The 20,486-nt window shown below is 70.4% G+C and carries 25 protein-coding genes; 16 read left to right on the forward strand and 9 right to left on the reverse strand.

The window, feature by feature from the left end; translation table 11 throughout:
- Positions 1–6 precede the first annotated feature (6 nt).
- The gene (locus tag ACFY1H_RS39140) at positions 7–699 is read right to left on the reverse strand and encodes a DsbA family protein (protein WP_386955065.1); all 693 of its coding nucleotides are present in this window, start codon (positions 697–699) and stop codon (positions 7–9) included.
- 110 nt (positions 700–809) lie between these two features.
- Between ACFY1H_RS39140 and ACFY1H_RS39145 the strand changes: the two genes are divergently transcribed.
- Positions 810–1,235: a helix-turn-helix domain-containing protein gene (locus ACFY1H_RS39145; RefSeq protein WP_366579439.1), complete on the forward strand. Its 426-nt coding sequence runs from the start codon at positions 810–812 to the stop codon at positions 1,233–1,235.
- A 31-nt stretch (positions 1,236–1,266) separates the two neighbouring features.
- On the opposite strand, the gene ACFY1H_RS39150 is transcribed toward ACFY1H_RS39145, so the two are convergent.
- Entirely contained in the window at positions 1,267–2,454 is a 1,188-nt protein-coding gene (locus tag ACFY1H_RS39150; protein WP_386955069.1) for an MFS transporter, read from the reverse strand.
- A 119-nt stretch (positions 2,455–2,573) separates the two neighbouring features.
- Between ACFY1H_RS39150 and ACFY1H_RS39155 the strand changes: the two genes are divergently transcribed.
- Positions 2,574–2,894 carry a helix-turn-helix transcriptional regulator gene (locus ACFY1H_RS39155; protein WP_255638418.1) on the forward strand — a complete coding sequence of 107 codons (321 nt, stop codon included), beginning with the start codon at positions 2,574–2,576 and terminating at the stop codon, positions 2,892–2,894.
- A gap of 19 nt (positions 2,895–2,913) precedes the next feature.
- Here ACFY1H_RS39155 and ACFY1H_RS39160 read toward each other — a convergent pair whose 3' ends face one another.
- Positions 2,914–3,351: a winged helix-turn-helix transcriptional regulator gene (locus ACFY1H_RS39160; protein WP_386955073.1), complete on the reverse strand. Its 438-nt coding sequence runs from the start codon at positions 3,349–3,351 to the stop codon at positions 2,914–2,916.
- A 79-nt stretch (positions 3,352–3,430) separates the two neighbouring features.
- Between ACFY1H_RS39160 and nthB the strand changes: the two genes are divergently transcribed.
- The 5 genes from nthB (at position 3,431) to ACFY1H_RS39185 (ending at position 6,752) form a co-directional block, all read left to right on the forward strand.
- Positions 3,431–4,096 (forward strand): nitrile hydratase subunit beta, encoded by a 666-nt coding sequence (nthB, locus tag ACFY1H_RS39165; protein ID WP_386955076.1) that lies wholly within the window; start codon positions 3,431–3,433, stop codon positions 4,094–4,096.
- Entirely contained in the window at positions 4,093–4,689 is a 597-nt protein-coding gene (nthA, locus tag ACFY1H_RS39170; protein ID WP_386955078.1) for a nitrile hydratase subunit alpha, read from the forward strand. Before nthB ends, nthA begins: the two co-directional genes overlap by 4 nt.
- On the forward strand, positions 4,686–5,021 hold the full coding sequence (locus ACFY1H_RS39175; protein ID WP_386955081.1) for a nitrile hydratase accessory protein: 336 nt from the start codon (positions 4,686–4,688) through the stop codon (positions 5,019–5,021). The genes nthA and ACFY1H_RS39175 overlap by 4 nt, the downstream gene beginning before the upstream one ends.
- Positions 5,022–5,167: 146 nt before the next feature.
- Positions 5,168–6,010, forward strand: a complete 843-nt coding sequence (locus tag ACFY1H_RS39180; protein ID WP_386955084.1) for a fumarylacetoacetate hydrolase family protein — start codon at positions 5,168–5,170, stop codon at positions 6,008–6,010.
- 55 nt (positions 6,011–6,065) lie between these two features.
- Positions 6,066–6,752 (forward strand): GntR family transcriptional regulator, encoded by a 687-nt coding sequence (locus tag ACFY1H_RS39185; protein WP_386955086.1) that lies wholly within the window; start codon positions 6,066–6,068, stop codon positions 6,750–6,752.
- Positions 6,753–6,806: 54 nt separating this feature from the next.
- On the opposite strand, the gene ACFY1H_RS39190 is transcribed toward ACFY1H_RS39185, so the two are convergent.
- Positions 6,807–7,388, reverse strand: coding sequence for an NAD(P)H-binding protein (locus ACFY1H_RS39190; protein WP_366579424.1), 582 nt, complete (start codon positions 7,386–7,388; stop codon positions 6,807–6,809).
- 105 nt (positions 7,389–7,493) lie between these two features.
- Entirely contained in the window at positions 7,494–8,720 is a 1,227-nt protein-coding gene (locus tag ACFY1H_RS39195) for an MFS transporter (protein ID WP_386955089.1), read from the reverse strand.
- 119 nt (positions 8,721–8,839) lie between these two features.
- On the opposite strand from ACFY1H_RS39195, the gene ACFY1H_RS39200 reads away from it, so the two are divergent.
- Entirely contained in the window at positions 8,840–10,312 is a 1,473-nt protein-coding gene (locus ACFY1H_RS39200) for a PLP-dependent aminotransferase family protein (protein WP_386955092.1), read from the forward strand.
- On the opposite strand, the gene ACFY1H_RS39205 is transcribed toward ACFY1H_RS39200, so the two are convergent.
- Positions 10,307–11,125, reverse strand: coding sequence for an HAD family hydrolase (locus tag ACFY1H_RS39205; protein WP_386955095.1), 819 nt, complete (start codon positions 11,123–11,125; stop codon positions 10,307–10,309). The genes ACFY1H_RS39200 and ACFY1H_RS39205 overlap by 6 nt on opposite strands.
- 149 nt (positions 11,126–11,274) lie before the next feature.
- On the opposite strand from ACFY1H_RS39205, the gene ACFY1H_RS39210 reads away from it, so the two are divergent.
- Positions 11,275–11,757, forward strand: coding sequence for a carboxymuconolactone decarboxylase family protein (locus ACFY1H_RS39210; RefSeq protein WP_366579417.1), 483 nt, complete (start codon positions 11,275–11,277; stop codon positions 11,755–11,757).
- A 55-nt stretch (positions 11,758–11,812) separates the two neighbouring features.
- Entirely contained in the window at positions 11,813–12,769 is a 957-nt protein-coding gene (locus ACFY1H_RS39215) for an SDR family NAD(P)-dependent oxidoreductase (protein ID WP_386955098.1), read from the forward strand.
- A gap of 4 nt (positions 12,770–12,773) precedes the next feature.
- Here ACFY1H_RS39215 and ACFY1H_RS39220 read toward each other — a convergent pair whose 3' ends face one another.
- Positions 12,774–13,247, reverse strand: coding sequence for a DUF2000 domain-containing protein (locus ACFY1H_RS39220; protein WP_366579414.1), 474 nt, complete (start codon positions 13,245–13,247; stop codon positions 12,774–12,776).
- 113 nt (positions 13,248–13,360) lie between these two features.
- Here ACFY1H_RS39220 and ACFY1H_RS39225 point away from each other — a divergent pair, with 113 nt between their 5' ends.
- On the forward strand, positions 13,361–13,819 hold the full coding sequence (locus ACFY1H_RS39225) for an Lrp/AsnC family transcriptional regulator (protein ID WP_255638415.1): 459 nt from the start codon (positions 13,361–13,363) through the stop codon (positions 13,817–13,819).
- 29 nt (positions 13,820–13,848) lie between these two features.
- Here the strand turns inward: ACFY1H_RS39225 and ACFY1H_RS39230 are convergent, their stop codons facing one another.
- The gene (locus tag ACFY1H_RS39230; RefSeq protein WP_386955102.1) at positions 13,849–14,457 is read right to left on the reverse strand and encodes a CGNR zinc finger domain-containing protein; all 609 of its coding nucleotides are present in this window, start codon (positions 14,455–14,457) and stop codon (positions 13,849–13,851) included.
- Positions 14,458–14,591: 134 nt separating this feature from the next.
- On the opposite strand from ACFY1H_RS39230, the gene ACFY1H_RS39235 reads away from it, so the two are divergent.
- Both ACFY1H_RS39235 and ACFY1H_RS39240 read left to right on the forward strand, forming a co-directional pair.
- Positions 14,592–15,218 (forward strand): FMN-dependent NADH-azoreductase, encoded by a 627-nt coding sequence (locus ACFY1H_RS39235; protein ID WP_386955105.1) that lies wholly within the window; start codon positions 14,592–14,594, stop codon positions 15,216–15,218.
- Positions 15,219–15,397: 179 nt separating this feature from the next.
- Entirely contained in the window at positions 15,398–16,207 is an 810-nt protein-coding gene (locus tag ACFY1H_RS39240) for a polysaccharide lyase family 7 protein (RefSeq protein WP_366579408.1), read from the forward strand.
- Positions 16,208–16,275: 68 nt separating this feature from the next.
- Here ACFY1H_RS39240 and ACFY1H_RS39245 read toward each other — a convergent pair whose 3' ends face one another.
- A complete protein-coding gene (locus ACFY1H_RS39245) occupies positions 16,276–16,965 on the reverse strand; it encodes a GntR family transcriptional regulator (RefSeq protein ID WP_366579406.1) in 690 nt (229 codons plus the stop codon).
- Between the two features lie 413 nt (positions 16,966–17,378).
- Here ACFY1H_RS39245 and ACFY1H_RS39250 point away from each other — a divergent pair, with 413 nt between their 5' ends.
- From ACFY1H_RS39250 to ACFY1H_RS39260, 3 genes are read left to right on the forward strand one after another with little or no spacing between them, the layout of a single operon-like run.
- Positions 17,379–18,737, forward strand: a complete 1,359-nt coding sequence (locus tag ACFY1H_RS39250; RefSeq protein ID WP_366579405.1) for an MFS transporter — start codon at positions 17,379–17,381, stop codon at positions 18,735–18,737.
- A gap of 14 nt (positions 18,738–18,751) precedes the next feature.
- Positions 18,752–19,684, forward strand: coding sequence for a dihydrodipicolinate synthase family protein (locus ACFY1H_RS39255; RefSeq protein ID WP_386955110.1), 933 nt, complete (start codon positions 18,752–18,754; stop codon positions 19,682–19,684).
- A complete protein-coding gene (locus ACFY1H_RS39260) occupies positions 19,681–20,448 on the forward strand; it encodes an SDR family NAD(P)-dependent oxidoreductase (protein ID WP_386955114.1) in 768 nt (255 codons plus the stop codon). The genes ACFY1H_RS39255 and ACFY1H_RS39260 overlap by 4 nt, the downstream gene beginning before the upstream one ends.
- Positions 20,449–20,486: the final 38 nt, after the last annotated feature.

Raw genomic sequence — 20,486 nt, forward strand, 5'->3', positions numbered from 1 at the left:
GAGGGGTCAGGCGGAAGGGGAGGTGCAGCCGTCGGGTGTGCACACGTCACCCGCGCCGAGCGCGGCGGGCCGGCGGGCGTCCCAGGCCGTCTGCAGGGCCGACACGAGGTCGTCGGTGGAGACGGCGCCGGCGAGAGCGTGGGTGCCGCCGAGGACGAGGAACGGTGTGCCGCGTGCGCCGAGGCGCTGGGCCATGTCCTGGTCGGCCAGTACGCGGGCGCGGTAGCGGTGGCTGTCCAGCGCGTCCGCGGCGGCGTCGACGTCCAGGCCGGCCTCGGCGGCGAAGTCCAGGACTTCCGCGCGGGTCCACAGCTTGCGGGCGTGGCCGAAGTGGGCCTGGAACATCGCGGTCCAGATCTCGTCGCCGCGCCCCTGTTCGGTGGCGAACGCGAGCAGCTCGTGCGCCAGGTCCGTCGGCCCGAGCGTGCGGTCGAGGACGTGGTACGGCGTGAGGCCCTCGGCCTGCGCGAGGAGCTCCAACGGCCGCAGGACGTCGTGCTCGACCTGCGGAACGCCGTGCTCGACGAGCAGCTGCCGCTGGCTGACGCCTTCGCGCGGCAGATCCGGGTGCAGCTGGAACGAACGGTGCACCAGGCGCACCTCGGCGCCGTGCTCGAACCGCTCGAGTGCGAGGTGCAGCCGGTGGTTCATCAGCCCGCAGTACGGGCAGACGACGTCCGACCAGAATTCGGCGTCCACTGTGGTCCCTTCGAGATCCGCTTTCCACCGATGGTGCAACAGATCCGAGGGGCTTACAAAAGGCACATCGATGTGCGTGCCCGGGCCGGGCGAAGAGCTACTGTGGAGGGGTGAGAACCGTGGGAACCGACGTGCGGCTGAGGGTCGCACAAGTGCCCGAGCCGTGTGCGCACTGGGCGAACCGCGACGCGGACTTCGTGCGCGAGGTGCTCGACCTCGTCGGGGACAAGTGGAGCGTGCTGCTGCTCGGCACGCTGGCGAGCGGCCCGTTGCGCTACTCGGACCTGATCGCCGCCGTGCCGGCGATTTCGCAGCGGATGCTGACCTTGACGCTGAAGCAGCTGCAGCGCGCCGGGTTCGTCGACCGGACCTCGCACCCGGAGGTGCCGCCGCGCGTGGAGTACACGCTCACGGAGCTGGGTTCGTCGCTGCTGTCGGCGGTGCTGGCGCTCGGCGCGTGGTCGACCGAGCACCAGGCGCAGGTCCGCGGGAACCAGGCGGCATTCGACGCGGGGGAGTCGCGGCCGCCCGAGTGACCCCGGACGGCGACGGGGTCACTCGGACTTCTCAGTGCTCGGGCGCGGCGGGAACCGGGGCGGCCGGAGCCGGCCGGCGGGTGTGGACGAACCGGGTCGACACGATCGACGCGACCAGGCCCAGTGCGAGGAAGATCAAGCCGAACGGACCGAGGTTGTACGCGCCGAACGCCGCGATCCCGGCCGCGCCCGTGAGGCCCGAAGCGGCCGTCGCGAGGTAGGTGGCGGAGGCGTTGAGGCCGATGCTCACCGGCGCGTGCTCGGGCGAGACCTCGATGAGCCGGTGCTGCAGCGGCACCAGCGTCGCCCAGCCGCAGACGCCCCAGACGAACAGCGCGACGGCCGCCGTGGCGAAGGTGCGGCTGCTGAAGGGAAGCAGCGCGAAGTCGATGCCCACGACCACGACCGCCACGGCGATGATGCGCTGGCCGGAGATGCGGTCGGTGAGGTGCCCGGCCGTGATGCTGCCGACGGTGGCGCCCGCGCCCCAGAGGAACAGCAGGATGGCGAGCGCGATGCCGTTGCCGCCGGTGGCGCGGTCGAACGATTCGCCGACGAACGTGTAGTCGGTGAACAGGCCGGTGAACACCAGCAACGTCGTGAGCAGCGTGAAGCCGATGCGCGCGTCCTTCATCGTCGCCAGCCGCTCGCGCAGCCCGGCGACGTGCGCGGCGGGGACGGCGGGGAGCAGCACGGTGACGCCCACGGCACCCAGCACGGCGAGCGCGGCGACGAACCACAACGTCGTCTGCCAGTTGGTCTGCGAACCGATCACGGTGCCGATCGGCGCGCCCAGCGCGGTCGCGGAGCTGAGGCCGGCCATGACGACGGCGAGCGCGCGCCCGCGTTGGTGGGGTTCCACCAGCGACGCCGCCGTCGCGCTGGCGGTGGGCGTGAACATCCCGGCGCCGAGGCCGGCGATCACGCGGCTGGCGAGCACCAGCCCGTAGAGGGGCAGGGTGGCGGTGAGGACGTTGCCGACCGCGAGGATCAGCAGCCCGGCGATCAGGAGCCGTTTGCGCGGCCAGTGTGCGGTGGTGGCGGCGATGATCGGCGACGACACCGCGTAGGTGAAGGCGAACATCGTCACCAGGAGGCCGGTCGCGGCGGCGTTCGTGTGCAACGAGCGCGAGATCTCGGGCAGGATGCCCGCGATCACGAAGCCGTCCGTTCCCACGGCGAACGTCCCCAGGGCGAGAACGAGCAGGCGTCGGTACACGGGGGATCCCTTCGAGGAAGGTTTGATGTACGTCAAACCATAAGAAGGCGAAACGGCTCTCGTCAAGGATGGTTTGATGAATCTGGTACCGTTGTGACTGAGGTCGCCGAGGAGGTGCTGTGGCTCGCTACCTGGAGGAACCGGCTGTCGCCGACATCCGGTTCGACGACGTGCTCAACGCGATCGCCGACGACGCGCGAATGCGTGTATTAGTCACGCTCGCCGACGGCGAGTTCCACCCGTGCGGGCCGGAAGGCCTGCTGGCCGCGCTGCACAAGTCGACGTTGTCGCACCACAAGAAGGTGCTGCGCGAGGCCGGGCTGACGCGGACGAAGCTCGAAGGCCGCAACTACTTCGTGTGCCTGCGCCGCGAAGACCTCGACGCGCGGTTCCCGGGGTTCCTCGACGCCGTGCTCGCCGGTCTGGCCGAGGTGTACTGATCCGTCCGAAGTGGACGGTTTACTTGAGCACGCGGGTGTCGTCGGCGTGGATCGGCGTGCCCTCGGGTGTCACGTAGGTGAGCCGCGGAATCGGCTCTTCCGTCTCGCGGTCCACCAGCAGCACGTGGTCCTCGCCGGGTTCGTACGCGTGGTCCTGGCCCCATTGCCGCAGGCTGACCACGAGGTCGAACAGGTCTTCGCCGCGCTTCGTCAGCACGTACTCGCGGTAGGCGCTGCCGTCCGAGGCCGGCTCGACGGACAGCACGCCGGCGTCGACGAGGCTGCGCAACCGGTCGGCGAGGATGTTCTTGGCCACCCCGAGGTTGCGCTGGAACTGCCCGAACCGGCGGATGCCGTCGAACGCGTCGCGGATGATCAGCAGCGACCACTTGTCCCCGACGAGGTCCACCGTCCGCGCGACGGGGCACCGCGGGCTCGTCCACGTGCGCTCGCTCACCGCGGCCACCTCCGGTTGCTGTTTGAAACCACCCTGGTTAGTCTGGTTGCAGTTTACTACCAGTTGGAGAGGTGGTGTCTTGGACGGGATCGCCGACCTCGGCGGCACCGAGGGCTGGGGCCCCGTGCCTCCGCCGCGGCGCGACGAGCCGGTGTTCCCCGAACGCTGGAACGCCCGGGCTTTCGCGTTGGGCGCGCTGGCCTGGCGCGCGGCCGGCGCCAACCTCGACGCCTTCCGCCACGGCCTCGAACGCCAGGACCGCGACGCCTACCTCGGCGAAGGCTACTGGGGCCGCTGGCTCAACGCCGGTGAGCTCGTGCTGCTCGACAGCGCGCTGCTCGCACCCGGAGCCGTCGACGCCCGGGCCCGCAACCTGGCCGGTGACCACGTCGAAGAGCCCCCGCTTCCCGTGCCGCACAAGCCCGGCTACGCGCCGACGGCCGAGGGTTCCCTGCGGGTCCTCGATGTTCCGCCGGAGTTGGCGGCCGGTGACCGCGTCCGCACGAAAACGACGGCGCCGCCCGGGCACGCCCGGCTGGCCGCGTACGTGCGCGGGCACGTCGGCGTCGTCGAGGTCGTGCAGCCGGCTTCGGTGCTGCCCGACACCAACGCCCACTTCGTCGCGGAGAACCCGCAGTACGTCTACACGGTGCGCTTCGCTTCGCGCGAGCTCTGGGGCGCGGACAGTGAGCCCTTTGACGTCACCGTGGACCTGTTCGCCTCGTACCTGGAGAAAATCGCGTGACTGCTGAAGAAACCGCCGGACGGCCGTCGGCCGCGCTGCGCACGGAGGCGCTCGAACAACTGCTCGTCGAACGCGGCCTGATCGACCCGGCTGTGGTCGACCGGCTCATCACGACGTACGAGACGAACATCGGTCCGCTCAACGGAGCCAAAGTCGTCGCGAAGGCGTGGACCGATCCGGCGTACCGCGAACGCCTCCTGGCCGACGGCACGGCCGCCACGAAGGAACTCGGGTTCGGCGGGCCGCAGGGCGAGCACATCGTGGTGGTCGAGAACTCCGCGAAGGACCACAACGTCGTCGTGTGCACGCTGTGCTCCTGCTACCCGTGGCCGCTGCTGGGCTTGCCGCCGAGCTGGTACAAGGACCCGGCCTACCGTGCGCGGGTGGTCCGCGAGCCGCGGAAGGTGCTGTCGGAGATGGGATTGGAGCTCGACGCGGACGTGCGCATCACCGTCCGGGACTCCAGCAGTGAGGTGCGCTGGCTGGTGCTGCCGGAACGCCCGGCCGGCACGGAAAACCTGACCGAGGAAGAACTCGTCGAGCTCGTCACGCGCGACGCGATGGTCGGCGTGGCCAAAGTGGCGGCCCCGTGAGCGCGCCGTTGAGCGTCGACGGCGTTGCCGCGCCGCCGCGGGCCAACGGCGAGCTGCTGTTCGCGGCCCCGTGGGAGAGCCGCGCGTTCGGGCTGGCGGTGTCGCTGTACGAAGCCGGCGCGTTCGAGTGGCCGCGCTTCCAGGCGGCGCTCATCGCGCGCATCGGTGCGTGGGAAGCGGACCGGGCCGGCGACTGGAGCTACTACCACCACTGGCTCGCCGCGCTGGAAGACGTCCTCGTCGACACCGGTGCGGTGCCCGGCGGCGAGGTCGCCTCGCGCGCCGAGGCGCTCGCACTGCGTCCGTCCGGCCACGACCACCCGCACTCCTGACCGGTGGTTTTTCTGACGGTGTCGTGGATCACCAGCTCCGACGATAGACTGGCAAAGTATCGATATTTTGCTACTCTGCCGATGGGGTCGCTCGTGACCGGTGCGCACAGCCCCGCTGACTTTCTTGGCAGACAAGGAAAATCGCCATGCGCTACGGAAACATCAACGGCCGGGTCGCCCTGATCTCCGGCGACCTCGCCCTCGACGTCGAGAAGGCCAGCGACGGGTTGTTCGGCCCGGACCCCGACGGCGTCTACGAGAACTGGGACGGGTTCGCCGCGTGGGCGCGCGGGCAGTCCTTCGAGGACGCGGTGCCGTTCACCGACGCCGAGGTCGGCCCGCCGGTGCTGCGCCCGGCGCAGATCTTCGCCATCGGCCTGAACTACGCCGCGCACGCGTCCGAAGCGGGCATGCCGGCCTCGGCGACCGCGCCCCCGGTGTTCACGAAGTTCGTCACGAGCATCACCGGCCCGTACGACGCGGTGCGGCTGCCCAGCGCGTCGGTCGACTGGGAGGTGGAGCTCGTGGTGGTGATCGGCAAGCGAGCCGAGGGCGTCACCGAGGAGCAGGGCTGGGACCACGTCGCGGGCCTCACGATCGGGCAGGATCTGTCCGAACGCGACGTTCAGCTCGCCGGGGCGGTGCCGCAGTTCTCGCTCGGCAAGTCCTACCCCGGCTTCAGCCCCCTCGGTCCCGCGATCGTGACACCCGACGAGCCGGCCGACCGCGACGACCTCGCGCTGAGCTGCTCCGTCGGTGACGAGGTGCTGCAGGACGGCCGCACCGGCGACCTCATCTTCTCGGTGCCGGCGCTGGTTTCGTACCTGTCGTCGGTCCTGCCGCTGCTGCCGGGTGACGTGATCTTCACGGGCACGCCGGCCGGCGTCGGGATGGGCCGGGACCCCAAGCGCTACTTGATCCCCGGTACCACGCTGGTCAGTGAGATCGAGGGCATCGGCCGGCTGCGCAACGACCTGGTCGCCGACTGACGCGGACTTCCGTTGTGGCCGTGGAATATCGATTCCGAACTGGACTGTCCGAGTGGTGACGAAACCTGCTCCGAGCCGGACCGGGGAAGTCTTCGAGACGCTGCGGGCCGACCTCCTCGGCGGCCGCTTCGAGCCGGCGCAGCGCATGAAGTCCCAGGAGCTGAGCACGCGCTTCGGCGTGAGCATGTCCGTGGTGCGCGAAGCGCTGACGCGGCTGGCGGAACAGGGACTGCTGGTTTCCACGCCGCAGCGCGGGTTCACCGTGCGCCCGCTGTCCGTCGGCGATCTGGCGGACCTCACGAAGGTCCGCGTGCAGATCGAGTCCCTGGCGCTGCGGCAGTCGTTCGAACTCGGCGACATCGGCTGGGAGACGTCGGTGCTCGGCACGCACCACGCGCTCGACCGCACGCCGGTGACTCTCGAAGACGGTTCCTACAACGAAAGCTGGACGCTGGCCCACCGCGACTTCCACCGCGCGTTGCTGGCCGGCAGCGGCAGCCCGCGGCTCGAGGCGATCGCCACGTCGTTGCGTGACAGCGCCGAGCTCTACCGCCGTTGGTACTGGGCGCTCACCGACGACCACCAGCGTGACGTCGCCGGCGAACACCGCCGCCTCAAGGACTTCGCGCTGAACCGCGACGCCGAGCCGGCCGTGGAGCTCCTGGCGGCCCACATCGAACGCGCGCCGCGGGCGTTGATCGCGTACGCGCAGGAGAACGGGTCGGACTCGACGTTCGCCTGACAACGCGCCGGCCGGGCTGACCCGGCCGGCGCGTTCTCGGATCGATTTCCCGAGTCAGTCGACGATCTTCACCACACCCGTCGGCGCGTCGAGCGCTTCGACCGTGAGCTCGGCCGCGCGGTCGAGGCTCACGCGAGGCTCGGCGGGCAGTGCACCCTCGTTGTAGGTGCCGGGGCCGTAGAACTGGCCGTAGCTCAGCACCACACCGCCTTCGGCCAGCACCGACTGCTCGAGGTCCTTCACCGCGACGGCGTCGGGGCCGTCGGGCAGCTGCCACGCCACGCTCTGCGCGAGGATCTTCGGCGTGCCGGCCGCGCGCGCGGCCGCGATCAGGTTGCGGTTGCCCTCGGTGCGGATGCGGGCGTTGCGCTCGGTGTGGTCGGCGATCTTCGCGAAGTCGTCGGGCAAGTCGGTCAGCTCGTTGAGTACCACGTCCGGCTTGAAGTCGCGGACGGCCTGCACGAGCGCGTCGCGGTCGAACACGTCGCACAGGATCGCGACGGCGCCGAGGTCGATCAACGATTCCATCTTGGCGGCCGACCGCGTCATCGCGCCGACCTGGTGCCCGGCCTCGACCAGCCGCGGGATCAGCCGCTGTCCGAGCACACCGGAAGCGCCGGCGAGGAAAATCTTCATCATCTCTCCTGGTTCTGCGAATTGTCTGGCATCAACCACGCTACGTGTCATTTGGCACGGGCCCGTGGTCCATTTCTACCGTAGAACTGTGGGCCAATCGGGCACTTACGCCACTGCCGGAGCAAGGCGGGCCGCCGACAGCCGGTCGGCGCCCCACACCAGCAGGGCCACCAGGCTGAACCCGGCGCCGAGGACGCAGACCGCGGTCCAGCCCCACGCGCTGTACACCGTGGTCGCCGCGACGGCGCCGCCGCCGAAACCCACGGAGTAGTAGGCCATGTTGCTGCCGATGAGGCGGCTGCTCGCGTTCGGGTCGAGGCCCACGATGAGGTGCTGGTTGGTCACGTGGATGGCCTGGCCGGCGAAGTCGACCACGATGATCCCGACGACAAGGGGGATCAGCGACTTCGGCAGCCACGCGATCGGCAGCCAGGACACCGCGAACAGCACGAGCGTGATGCCGGTGACCCACTGTGCCCGGCCGCGGTCGGCCAGGGAGCCGGCGCGGGCGGCACCGAACGCGCCCGCGGCGCCGACGAGGCCGAACAGCCCGACCGCCGACGTCGACAAGTTCCACGGCTCGGCCGAAAGCGGCAGCGCCATCGAGCCCCACAGCGCACCGAAGCCGGCGAACATGAACAGCGTGATCAGGCTCCGCACGCGGAACACGCGCTCGCGCACGGTCAGCGTGACGATCGACGTGATCAGCTTGCGGTACGAGACCGACGGCCGGTCCGGCAGTTCCGGCGGCAGCCGCAGGCCGAGCACGACCGCGACGCCGAGCATCAGCACCGCCGACACGACGAACACCGAGCGCCAGCCGAACGCGTCGGCGAGCAGGCCGGCCACGGTCCGCGCGAGCAGGATGCCGATCACGACGCCGCTGGTCACGATGCCGAGCACGCGGCCGCGTGATTCGGGGCTGGCCAGCACGGCGGAGTAGGCGATGATCACCTGCTGCACCACCGTCGCGAGGCCGACGATGCCGCTGGCGATGAAGAACACCACCGAGTTCGGAGCCACGGCCACGCCGAGCAGCGCCAGCGCCGCGATCACCGAACCGACGGGGATCAGCACGCGGCGGTTGAGCAGATCACCCAGTGGCACCAGCAGGATCAGGCCGGCGAAGTAACCGACCTGGGTCACGGTCGTCACGAAGCCGAGCCCGGCCGCGCCGACGCCGAGGTCGCGGCCGATGTCCTCCAGCAGTGGCTGGGCGTAGTAGATGTTCGCCACCGCGATGCCGCAGACGACGGCGAGCAGGACGGCGAACCCGGTGCTGATGCCGGGGCGTGGTGGTCCGGGGGTTTTCCGGACGTCGACGGAGGTCATGGCGTTCCTAAGGGGTTTCGGGCCATAGTGGTAGTAAATAGCAACCAGATTCGTGGCCCGCGCGCTGGGCTCAAAACCCACGCTAGGGTGCGATTGGGCCAGGTGTATGGTCCATTTCCATGGCGGGAACACGGGCCACTTCACCCGAGGGCAGGCGCTCCGCCGAGGGCCTCGGCGCCGATCTGCACCTCGACCACCTGGACCTTCGCGGCCGCCACGGCCTGCGGACGTCGCTGATGGACGCGTTGCGCGAAGCCGTGCGCTCGGGCCGGTTGCTGCCCGGTGCGCAGCTGCCTTCGTCACGCACGCTGGCCGCCGACCTGTCGATCGCGCGCAACACCGTGGCCGACGCGTACGCCGAGCTCGTGGCCGAAGGCTGGCTCACCGCACGGCAGGGTTCCGGCACGCGTGTCGCCCGCCGGGCGGAGCCCCGCCGGACGCCGACGCCCGGCTCCGACCGCGTCGCGCTCCGTCGTCCGACGCCGATCCGCACGTCGGACACGCGGTTCAGCCTGCTGCCCGGCAACCCGGACCTGGCGAGTTTCCCGCGCGCGCAGTGGCTCGCGGCGTCCCGGCGCGCGATCATGGCCGCGCCCCACGAAGCCCTGGGCTACGGCGACCCTCGCGGCCGCGTCGAACTCCGCACGGCGCTCGCCGACTACCTGGCGCGCGCCCGCGGCGTTTACGCGTCGCCCGAACGGATCGTGATCTGCGCGGGATTCGTGCACGGGCTGCGGCTGATCGGCAGCGTGCTGCGGGCGCGCGGGGTCGGCACGGTCGCCGTCGAGACCTACGGCGTGCCGCAGTACTACGACCTGCTCACCGAAACCGGCCTGGAAACCCCGGCGTTGCCGCTGGACGAGGACGGCACGTGCACCGAGGGGCTGCGTTCGCTCGACGCCGGCGCGGTTCTGCTCACCCCCGCGCACCAGTACCCGACCGGCGGCGCGCTGCGTCCGGACCGGCGCGCGGCCGCGGTCGACTGGGCTCGGTCGACGGGCGGGCTGGTGCTCGAAGACGACTACGACGGGGAGTTCCGGTACGACCGCCAGCCCGTCGGTGCGTTGCAGGGCCTCGATCCCGAGCGCGTCTGCTACTTCGGCACGGCGAGCAAGTCGCTGGCGCCGGGGCTGCGGCTCGGGTGGCTCGTGCTGCCGCGCTCGGTGACGCCCGAGGTGATCGCCGCGAAGGGCCACGTCGACTGGGCGCCGGGCTCGTTCGACCAGCTGACGCTCGCCGAGTTCCTCACCTCCGGCGACTACGATCGGCACGTCCGCGCGATGCGGCTGCGCTACCGCCGCCGGCGCGACCAGCTGGTGGCGGCCGTCGCCGAGCACGCGCCGGGAATCCGCGTGTCCGGGATCGCCGCGGGGTTGCACGCGGTGCTCGACCTTCCGCCGGGCACCGAGCGTTCGGTGATCACCGCGGGTGCGCGGGTGGGGCTGGCGCTCGACGGGCTGGGCGACTTCGCGCATCCGTCGGTGCAGGCCGACAGCGGGCGCGACGGGCTGGTCGTCGGGTACGCGACGCCGTCGGACAGCGCGTGGTCGGGGGCGTTGGCGGCGTTGTGCTCGGTGCTGCCGCGGTCATAGCGTGGCGAGCACCTGCGCGAGGCCGTCTTCGAGCACGGTGCCGGTGAGCTCGCCCGCGGCGGCGATCAGCTCGGCGGGGGACTGTCCCATCGCGACCCCGCGCCCGCGTTCGGCGGCCCACGCGAGGAGCTCGATGTCGTTGTGGCCGTCGCCGACGGCGAGCACGCGGTGCCGGGGGACCGCGAGCTCGGCGCGGACGCGTTCGGCCGCCGCGGCCTTGTTCACGCCCTCGGCGGCGAGGTCGAGCCACGGGGTGCAGGCGAGGGCAAAGCTCACGTTCCGCAACCGCATTTTCGAGACCAGGGCGAGAAAATCGGCCATGTCGTGCCCCGGCGCGAACGCGACGGCACGGGTTGCCTTCGTGGTCAGCAGCGCTTCGAACGGCACCGCGGCCTGCGCGTCGTCGAGGCCGGTCGTGCCGTCGGGGAACGGTTCGGTGCAGCGGTAGCGGCCCAGCTCGTCCTCGACGGCGAAGCGGGCGCTCGGCAGGTGTGTGCGGATGGCGAGCAGCGACTCGGCCGGGTCGAACGACTCCACGTGGTGGCGCCGGAAGCCGGATCCGGACTCGCGCAGGGTGACGGCGCCGTTGGAGCAGACCAGGAACCGCGGCGTGATGCCCAGGCGGTCGAGGACGGGGACGGTGCTCACGGCGGAGCGGCCGGTGGTGAGCACCACGTGGTGCCCGGCGGCGTCGAGCCGGCGGACCTCGGTGACCACGGCGTCGCTAAGGGAACCGTCCTCGCGGATCAGGGTGCCGTCGATGTCCAGCGCGACGAGCCACGGTCCGGTGTCCTTCCAGGACGGTGCGGTCATGACGGGGATCCTCCGGGGAGTCGGTTCTTCCCACTGTAGGGACGTTTCCGGGGCTGTCCACTGTGCACTGCGCCACCCGCGATTGGCCCACGATCGGCGGCCGGAATTGGACCACTTGCGCGCGGGCACCGGCGCTTAGCGTGGATCCCATGACGACTGAACGCCTGCCCGAGCACACCCCGCGCCTGGATTGGATGAAGCTCGCCCCCGACGTGTTCAAGGCGATGCTGCGCCTGGACACCGCGGCGAAGAAGCACCTCGACGAGAGCCTGGTGAACCTGGTCAAGATCCGCGCGTCGCAGCTGAACCACTGCGCGTTCTGCCTCGACATGCACAGCAAGGACGCGCTGGCGGCCGGCGAGTCGGCCGAACGCATTCTGCAGCTGGCCGCGTGGGCCGAGTCGAAGCACTTCTACACCGCGCGCGAGATCGCGGCGATCGAGCTGACCGAGGCCGTCACCGTGCTCACCGAAGGCTTCGTGCCCGACGAGGTCTACGCGAAGGCGGCGCAGCAGTTCGACGAGACCGAGCTCGCCCACCTCATCGCGGCGATCACGACGATCAACGCGTTCAACCGCTTCGGCGTGTCGACCCGCATGGTGCCGGGTCACTACACGCCCGGCGCGTCCTGACCCGCCGGTCCGCTTCCCTCACCGTCCACACTGGACCTGTACCGCGAAGGACCCCATGACCACCATCACCACCCCGTTCGGCGCGCGAGCCACGGCCGCCGAGGTCCTCGCCGGAGTGGACCTCACCGGCCGTCGCGTGATCGTCACCGGAGGGGCTTCCGGACTCGGCGCCGAGACCGTCCGCGCGCTCGCGGCGGCCGGCGCGCACGTCACCATCGCCACCCGCACGCCGGCTCACGCCAAGCAGCTCGTCGAGGAGTTCCCCCGCGTCGACGTCGCGGCGCTCGACCTCGCCGACCTCGGTTCGGTGCGGGCCTTCTGCGCGCAGTGGCAAGGGCCGGTCGACGCGCTGGTCGCCAACGCCGGCGTGATGGCGCTGCCCGAGCGCGAGGTCACCGCCGAGGGCTGGGAAATGCACCTGGGCATCAACTTCCTGGGCCACTTCGCGCTCGTCACCGGCCTGTGGGACGCGTTGCGCGCCGGCGGCGGGGCCCGCGTCGTCGTCCTCAGCTCGGGCGCGCACCTGCTGACGGACTTCTCCTTCGCCGACCCGCACTTCGAGCACCGGCCCTACGACCCGCTCGTCGCCTACGGCCAGTCGAAGACCGCGAGTGTGCTGCTCGCCGTCGGGATCAGCCGGCGCTGGGGCGGCGAAGGCATCTACGCCAACGCGTGCGCGCCGGGCGTCATCCGCACGAACCTCATGCGCCACCTCTCGCCGGACGCCCTGCGCCTGCTCGGCGCTCTCGACGACGACGGCAACGCCATCACCCCGGCGTACTTCAAGACCCCCGAGCAGGGCGCCGCCACGCCCACGCTGCTCGCCGCGTCGCCGCTGCTCAACGGCGTGGCCGGCCGCTACTTCGAGGACAACCAGGAAGCACCCGCCATCGACGGCGGCGCGAACCTCGCGGCCGCCGGCGTCGACTCGATGGCGGGCGTCGCGCGGTGGGCCCTGGACCCCGTCGCGGCGGACCGCCTGTGGGACTACGCCTCGGCTGCCCTGCGCTAGCGGGTCACGGGAGCAACGGCAGCTTCCCGACGATCTTGGCCACGCGGTTGCGCGGGCCGACGATGCTCACCGCGTAGTAGCCGAGCTCCTCGCCGGTGCTTTCCTTCACACCGGCGAGGTAATCCGCGTACAGCAGCGTGTGCTGCGCGACCGCCGGCATGTCCGCCACGAAGCACCCGGGCGACGCCGCGGCCTTGGCACGGATGGTGCGCAGCGTCGGCCCGTCGGCGGCCAGCACCGAGCACCCCGTCCACGGCAGCCCGGGATGGGCCTGCCCGTCGGCATCCACGGCGTCTTCGCCGAGCAGTCCCGTGATGTTCGGCGCGGTCGCCGCGGCCGCGCAGATCGCCGCGTTCACCGCGCGCCCCGGCGGCAGACTTCCGTCGACCACGACCACCCACTTCAAGCGAGCCGCCCGCGTCGACACGGTCGCGACCTCGTCCGGAGTGAACCCGATCGGCGAACTTTCCTCGGTCAAAGCCGGACCTCCCTGGCTGTTCGTACTGCTGTTTCTCCAGCAAGCTAGACGAACAACCAGCGGAATCGCCTACGATCTGTACAAGTATCGGACTGGGCCCCTTGGAGGCGGACGTGGACGAACTTGATAAGGCGATCCTGCGGGAACTGCAGTCAGACGTCCGGAAGACCAACCGCGACGTCGCCGCCGCCGTCGGCGTCTCGCCCACCACCGCCCTCGACCGCACCCGCGCGCTGCGCCAGCGCGGCATCATCCAGGGCGCGACCCTCGACGTGAACCTGCCCGCCATCGGCCGCTCGGTGCAGGCCCTCGTCGCGGTCCGCGTGCGCCCGCCGTCGCGCCGCGTCATCGAAGGCTTCCGCAACTGGGTCACCACGCTGCCCGACATCCTCGGCCTCTACGTCACCACCGGCACCGAGGACTTCATCCTCCACGTCGCGGTCCCCGACAACGCCAGCCTGTACGCCTTTGTCATCGACAAGCTCACCGCGCGCCCCGAAGTGGCCGACGTCCGCACGTCGATCGTCTACGAACACCTGCGTAACACCCGCATCACTCCGGTGGAACGCTGAAAACCCGTTCGCCCGTCGGTGATCCGCGCCTACTGGACGTCCTTCGTGGCCCGAGCCCGGAAGTCACGCACTTTGGCCCGGTTCCCGCACGTCGCCATGGAGCACCAGCGGCGGCGGTGGGCTTTGGTGCGGTCGTAGAACCACAGGGGGCACTCCGGGCCTTCGCAGTTGCGGACCAGGGAGCGATCGCCGTGGACGAAGAGGTCGGCGGCGGCTTCCACGGCGGGCGCGAGGAGCGACTGCGGGGTGGTCCACGTCCACCGGTCCTCCAGGTCGAGGTCGGCGCCGGAGCCGACGACCTGGCGGTTGTGGCCGCTGGTGGCGAAGACGGCGTTCAACGCGGCCAGGAACGGCTCGTCCGGTGCCGTGGGGTCGCCGTCCGCCCAGGCCCGGACCACCGGGCGCAGCCGCTCGCGCAGGGCGACGGCTTCGAGGGCCGCGGCGTCGAGCTCGTCGGCGGAGAAGTGGTTGAGCACCGCGGCCCGGTCCTGTTCGTCGATCAGGCCGGTGAGTTCAAGCCACCGCACGAAACCCGCGCCGTCGGGGATCAGCTCGGCGCTTTCGGCGGTGGCGGCGGTGTTGAGGAACGCGAGGGCCGGATGGTCGCTCAACCCGAGCAGGGGCAATTCCGGCTCCATCGGCCCTCCTTTCCTGTCCGTCCGTTCCGCCTTCGTTGACAGGCTACCGGGCCCGCTGTAACTGTTGATCTGCTCTTTTACCGGTTACAGTCGTCGCCCCGGACCGGTGGGCAAACACATCAGGAAGGCTTGTCATGACAACCGTTCTGCACATCTCGGCCAGTCCGCGAGGTGCCGCGTCGGACTCGGGTGCGCTGGCCGCGGCGTTCCTGGAGTCGTACCAGGACGCCCACCCCGGCACGGTCGTGAAGACGCTGGACCTCTGGGACGGCTCGCTGCCGCAGTTCGGACCGGCCGGCGCGAGCGCCAAGCTCGCCGTGTTCGCCGGCGGGGCACCCGAAGGCGAGCAGGCGCAGGTGTGGGCGCAGGCGCAGGCGCTCGCCGACGAGTTCACCTCGGCCGACGCCTACGTCTTCAGCATTCCCATGTGGAACTCGGGCGTGCCGTACGTCTTCAAGCAGTGGGTGGACATCATCACCCAGCCCGGCATGGTCTTCGGTTTCGATCCGGCCGCCGGTTACTCGGGTCTGGTCCACGGCAAGAAGGCCGCGACGATCTACACCAGCGGCGTCTACTCCGAAGGTGTCCCGATCCAGTTCGGCGCCGACTTCCACTCCACCTACGTGAAGGACTGGCTGCGTTTCATCGGCGTCACGGACGTCACCGAGGTCCGCTTCCAGCCGACCATCCTCACGGGCACCCCGGCCCAGGACCGCGACGCGGCCCTGATCGCCGCGCGTGACGCGGGCAAGGCCTTTTAGCGTGTTCCGGTAACCGGGACCCGGCGGTCCGTCGCCTTGCGGGGGCGGATCGCCGAGGTGCGTCGGGCATCATGTCAATCCTTGACTTGATGCGATCACAACCTTAACGTTTCCTTTCGCCGCCGGGTTTCCGCAACATTAATTCACATATCTGAATAAATGGCACAGAGGTCCCCACCGTGCGAAAGGAAACTGCGATGCGCATGCGCGCCGCGCTTGTCGTGCTGGCGATTCCCGCTTTCGTGGCTGCAACCGCGTTGTCCGCGGAGGCAGCGCCGGCCACCGTACAGTCCGTGCTGGGCAGCCCGTCCGTGGCTCCTGGCGGCAACTTCGACCTGTCGACCTGGCAGCTGCAGGAGCCGGTCGGCTCACCGGGCTCGCCGACCACCATCTCGTCGTCCCGGCTGCAAGGGCCCAACGGGTTCCAGGACAGCTATTTCTACACCGACACGCGCGACGGCGCGATGACGTTCTGGGCGCCGGAAAAGGGCGTCACCACCCCCAATTCGAACTACGCCCGATCCGAGCTTCGGGAGATGAACCGCGACGGTTCGGCTGCCAACTGGTCGCTGAGCGGCTCGCACAAGCTCAACGCGACGCTGCGCGTGGTGTCGGTGACGTCGAACGTGTGCGTCGGCCAGGTCCACCTCGGCACCGGCGGCTCGTCGACGAAACCGTTGCTGGAGCTGTACTACCGCTCCAGCGGCGACATCGTGCTGGGCACGGAGAACTCGCCCGACGGCGGCCAGACCCTGCACACCGTCGGCCACGTCGCGGTGGGCAAGACCTGGACCTACACGATCGGGATCTCCGGCGGCAACACCATCGACCTCACGGTGAACGGCAGCACGACGCACTACAGCATCCCGTCGTCGTTCAAGGCGTACAAGCAGTACTTCAAGGCCGGCTCGTACAACCAGTCCTCGTCGAGCAGCACGACGAAGGGCGCTCGCGTCGCCTTCTACGGGCTGACGATCTCGCACAGCTGACCGACACGGAAAACGGCGCCGCCGGGGCGAACCCGGCGGCGCCGTTTTGCGTGTCGTGGTTTCCCTTGCTACGAACGAACCTCGGCTTCGTCCACTGCCGACGTCGAGATGCTCCGGATGAGCCGGTCCCGCGCGGAAGCCATGTGGTCGGCCAGGAACTCGCTGCACGCGGCGGAGTCGCCGCGGGCGATGAGGTCGACGATGGGCGCGTGGCGGTCGTAGGCCATGTTGGCGCGGGCCGAGTCCGGGCCCGCCGCGAGCATCGTGATGCGCGCCAGGCTGCTGATGCCCTCCCACGACTGCAGCAGCAGCTGGTTGCCGGACAGCCGGCACATGGTGCCGTGGAACTCCAGGTCGGCGTCGAGGTCCGCGGCGAGGGACTCCGGCCGGCGGAGCCGCTCCAGGCGGTCGGTCAGCTCGGTGACGACCGACGACCGGTCGGGCCGCTCGCACAGCCGCCGCGCGGCGATCGTCTCCAGGCCGAGGCGGACTTCGAAGAGGTCTTCGACCTCCTGGGGTGACACCTCGCGCACGGACACCCGGCCGCGTGAGTCCTGCACGGCGAGCCCCTCCTGCTGGAGCTGCCGCAGCGCCTCGCGAAGCGTTGCCCGGCTCACCCCCAGCGAAGCGCTGAGGCTGACCTCGGCCAGGTGGGTTCCCGCGGGAATGTCCCCGCCGAAGATCGCCGTGCGCAGCAGGTCGACGGTCGACTCGCGCAGCGTGGTCCTGATCGGCTTGCTCGTGATGTTGATGGACACGCCACTCTCCCCGTTCGGACCGGCACCACGTGTGATCGCGGGCGGCCGGTAGCAGTCTAGCGGAAAACTGTTGCTTGACGGACTGTCGACATGCCGACAGGATGTACCGAGCCGGGCCACGAGCCCGGCCACCACGGCCGACGACGCAGCTGCCTCGCCGGCGGCGACGATCAGGAGACCGGGTTTGACCAGCGACAACGACACGAACCGGCCTGGGGCGTCCGCGCCCGGCTGCCGGTTCCCGTGGCCGCGCGCCACCCGCACCCCGATTCGGGCCGCGTCCCACCGACCGGAGCACGGCGCCCCAACGCGGCACCCCTCGACCCCCTCGCGGCTGACCTCCGCCGCCGCTCGCCCCCACCCCGTCCCCGGCCCCACCCGGCGTTCCATCGCAAGGAAGCGAGAAACGACCCATGACAGAGACTGAGCCCGCCGACCCGGCTCTCAAGGCCGACGGCGCCGCCACCCCGCGGCTCTCCCGCCGGCAGCACCGCCGCGTGATCATCGCCAGCGTTTCGGGCACCGTGATCGAGTGGTACGACTTCACGCTCTACGCCGTCGCCTCGTCGCTGATCTTCGGCCCCGAGTTCTTCCCCGGCGCGGGTCCGATCGGCTCGGTACTGGCCTCGTTCGGCACGTTCGCCATCGGCCTGGCCGTGCGGCCACTGGGCGGTCTGCTGTTCGCGCACTACGGCGACCGCGTCGGCCGCAAGCCGATCATGCTGACCACCGTGCTGGTGATGGGCCTGTCGACCACGTTGATCGGCGTGTTGCCCACGGCCGCGCAAGCGGGAGCGCTGGGTGCCTGGCTCCTGGTCCTGATGCGAGTGCTCCAGGGGCTGGGTGTCGGGGCCGAGTTCGCCGGCGCCGTCACGATGCTGAACGAGAGCTCACCGGAGTCCAAACGCGGGTTCTCCAGCGGGTTCGCCTCCGCCGCGAACTACGCGGGCACCACGATCGCGACGGTCACGTTCGCGTTGCTGGGCCTGCTGCCCGATGACGTCCTCCAGGGCTGGGCGTGGCGGATCCCGTTCCTGGCCACGATCGTCGTGGTGCTGGTCGCGGTGTACGTGCGGACGAAGGTCGAGGAGACCGCCGCGTTCCAGAGCGCCGTGCAGCGCAAGGTGATCAAGCGCCTGCCACTGGGCAACGTGATCCGCGAGAAGCCGCGCGAACTGCTGTGCATGGCCGCGATCTACTGCTTCATCATCCCGTGGTCGTACACGATCCAGACCTTCGGCCTGACCTACCTGACCTCCACGGTGAAACTGCCCAAGGAGGTCGCGCTGACCTGCCTGGTGATCGGGTACGTCGTCCTGATGCCGGGCATGGTGTTCAGCGGAATACTGGTAGACCGGTTCGGACCGAAGAAACTGATGCTGTGGGGCTGTGCCGGCGGTGCGGTGTTCGCGTTCCCCGTGTTCTTCGGCATGAACTCCGGCTCGCCGGTGCTGACGACGATCGTGGTGATCTGCGGCCTGATGGTGAGCCAGGGCCTGCCTTCGGCGGCGTCGAGCGTGATCGTCACGCGGGCACTGCGGACCGAGTACCGCTGGTCGGGCATCACCGTCTGCCGCGAGATCCCCGCCGCCGTCGTCGGTGGCACCGCGCCGCTGGTGTCGGTCGGGCTCCTCACCCTCGGCGACGGCCGGCCGTGGTACATCGCGACCTACCTGGTCGTGCTCACCGGGCTGGGCCTGCTGGGTGTGCTGGCCATGCCGAAGTCCGTCTACCAGCGCAAGACCACGGGCGAAGCAGCCCCGATCCTCTGAAAGGGAACCTGAAGATGTACAAGGTGTTCACGGGCGTCATCCCGGCGTCGCTCATGCCCTTCACCGCCGGCCTCGAGATCGACGAGGTCAACTACCGCAGGCACCTGCGCGACCTGGCGGACACCGACGGGGTCACGGGCATCGCGATCAACGGCCACGCCGCCGAGGTCTCCAGCCTGACTCCGGCCGAACAGGAGGAAAGCCTGCGGATCGCGGTGGACGAGGTTGGTGACCGGGTCGACATCCTGTGCGGCGTCGCCGACGCGGACACCGCCCGGGCCGTCGACACGGCGCGGATGGCGCAGGAGGGTGGCGCCGACGGGCTGCTGGTGTTCCCGTCCAGCGTGTTCGGTCTCGGCATGCGCCACCGCCGCGAGGTCGCGGTGGCGCACTACGCGGCGATCGGCGCGGCCGTCGAGCTGCCGATGGTGCTCTTCATCGACGCCGCCGGCGCGTCGACCACTTTGGACGCCGCCCTGATCACCGAGCTGTGCGAGCGGGTCCCGAACATCACGGGGATCAAGGACTGGAGCGTCGACATCCTGGCGTACGAGGCCAACCTGCGGGCCGTTCGCGCGTTGCCGCGGCGGGTGTCGATGCTGACCAGCTTCAGCCGCGCGCTGCTGCCCTCGCTCGCGCTGGGCGGCGACGGCATCCTCAGCGGGCACGGTTCGATGATCGCCGACCTGCAGGTGGAGCTGCTGCGCCATGTCGAGGCCGGTGACCTCAAGGCCGCGCGCGAGGTGGTGGAACGGATCCACCCGCTCACCGAGGTGTTCTACGCCGAGCCGGTGCTCGACCAGCACAACCGGATGAAGGTCGCGGTCGCGATGCTCGGCCGGATCGACGAGGCCCATGTGCGCCCGCCGCTGCTGCCGATCACCGCCGAGGAGCGCGCCGTGATCGCCGACGTGATCAAGGGCCTGCCCACCGGGGCCGCGAAGTGAGCGCCGGGTTCGCCGTCGTCACCGGCGGCGCCGGCGGGATCGGCCGGGCGGTCGCGGCCGTGCTCGCCGAGGGCGGGCAGCCGGTCGTGCTGGCCGACCTGGACGGGGCCGCCGCCGAAACCGCGGCCAAGGACCTGGCCGAACGCGGGCACCGGGCGCTCGGCGTGGCCACCGACGTGCGGGTTCGCGCCGACGTCGAGCGCGCCATCGAGGCCGGCCGCGCGGAGTTCTCCTTGCCGCTGACCACGTTCGTGAACAACGCCGGCTACACCGAGCTGTCCGACCCGCTGGAGATCACCGAACAGCAGTGGGACGCGATCATGACGGTGAACGCCCGGGGTGTCCTGTTCGGACTCCAGGCCGCGAGCGCGGCGATGGGGGAGGGCGGCGCGATCGTCAACGTCAGCTCGTCCACCGCTCGCGGGCCGTACGTGCCCTCGGCGCACTACGCGGCCTCGAAGGCGGCGGTGCTGAGCCTGACCATGACGTTCGCCGCGCGGCTGGCCTCGCGGCGCATCCGCGTCAACAGCGTGGCACCGGCCATTGTGGACACCGAGCTGTGGGACGGCTTCGACGCGCAGATCGCCGCCAAGGAGGGCCTGCCGCTCGGTGAGGCGAAGCGCACGCGGATCGAGCAGATCCCGATCGGGCGCGCGGGCACGCCCGAGGACGTGGCGCGTGCCGTAGCGTTCCTCGCCGATCCCGGCAACGGCTTCGTCACCGGCGAGTGCCTGCACCTGACCGGCGGCTCCTTCATGCAGTGACCCCCGCCGAGAGCAAAGCCGTACCAGCAGAACCGAAG

Origin of the sequence: Amycolatopsis sp. NPDC001319 (genome assembly GCF_042896185.1) — a bacterium.
Lineage (GTDB): Bacteria > Actinomycetota > Actinomycetes > Mycobacteriales > Pseudonocardiaceae > Amycolatopsis.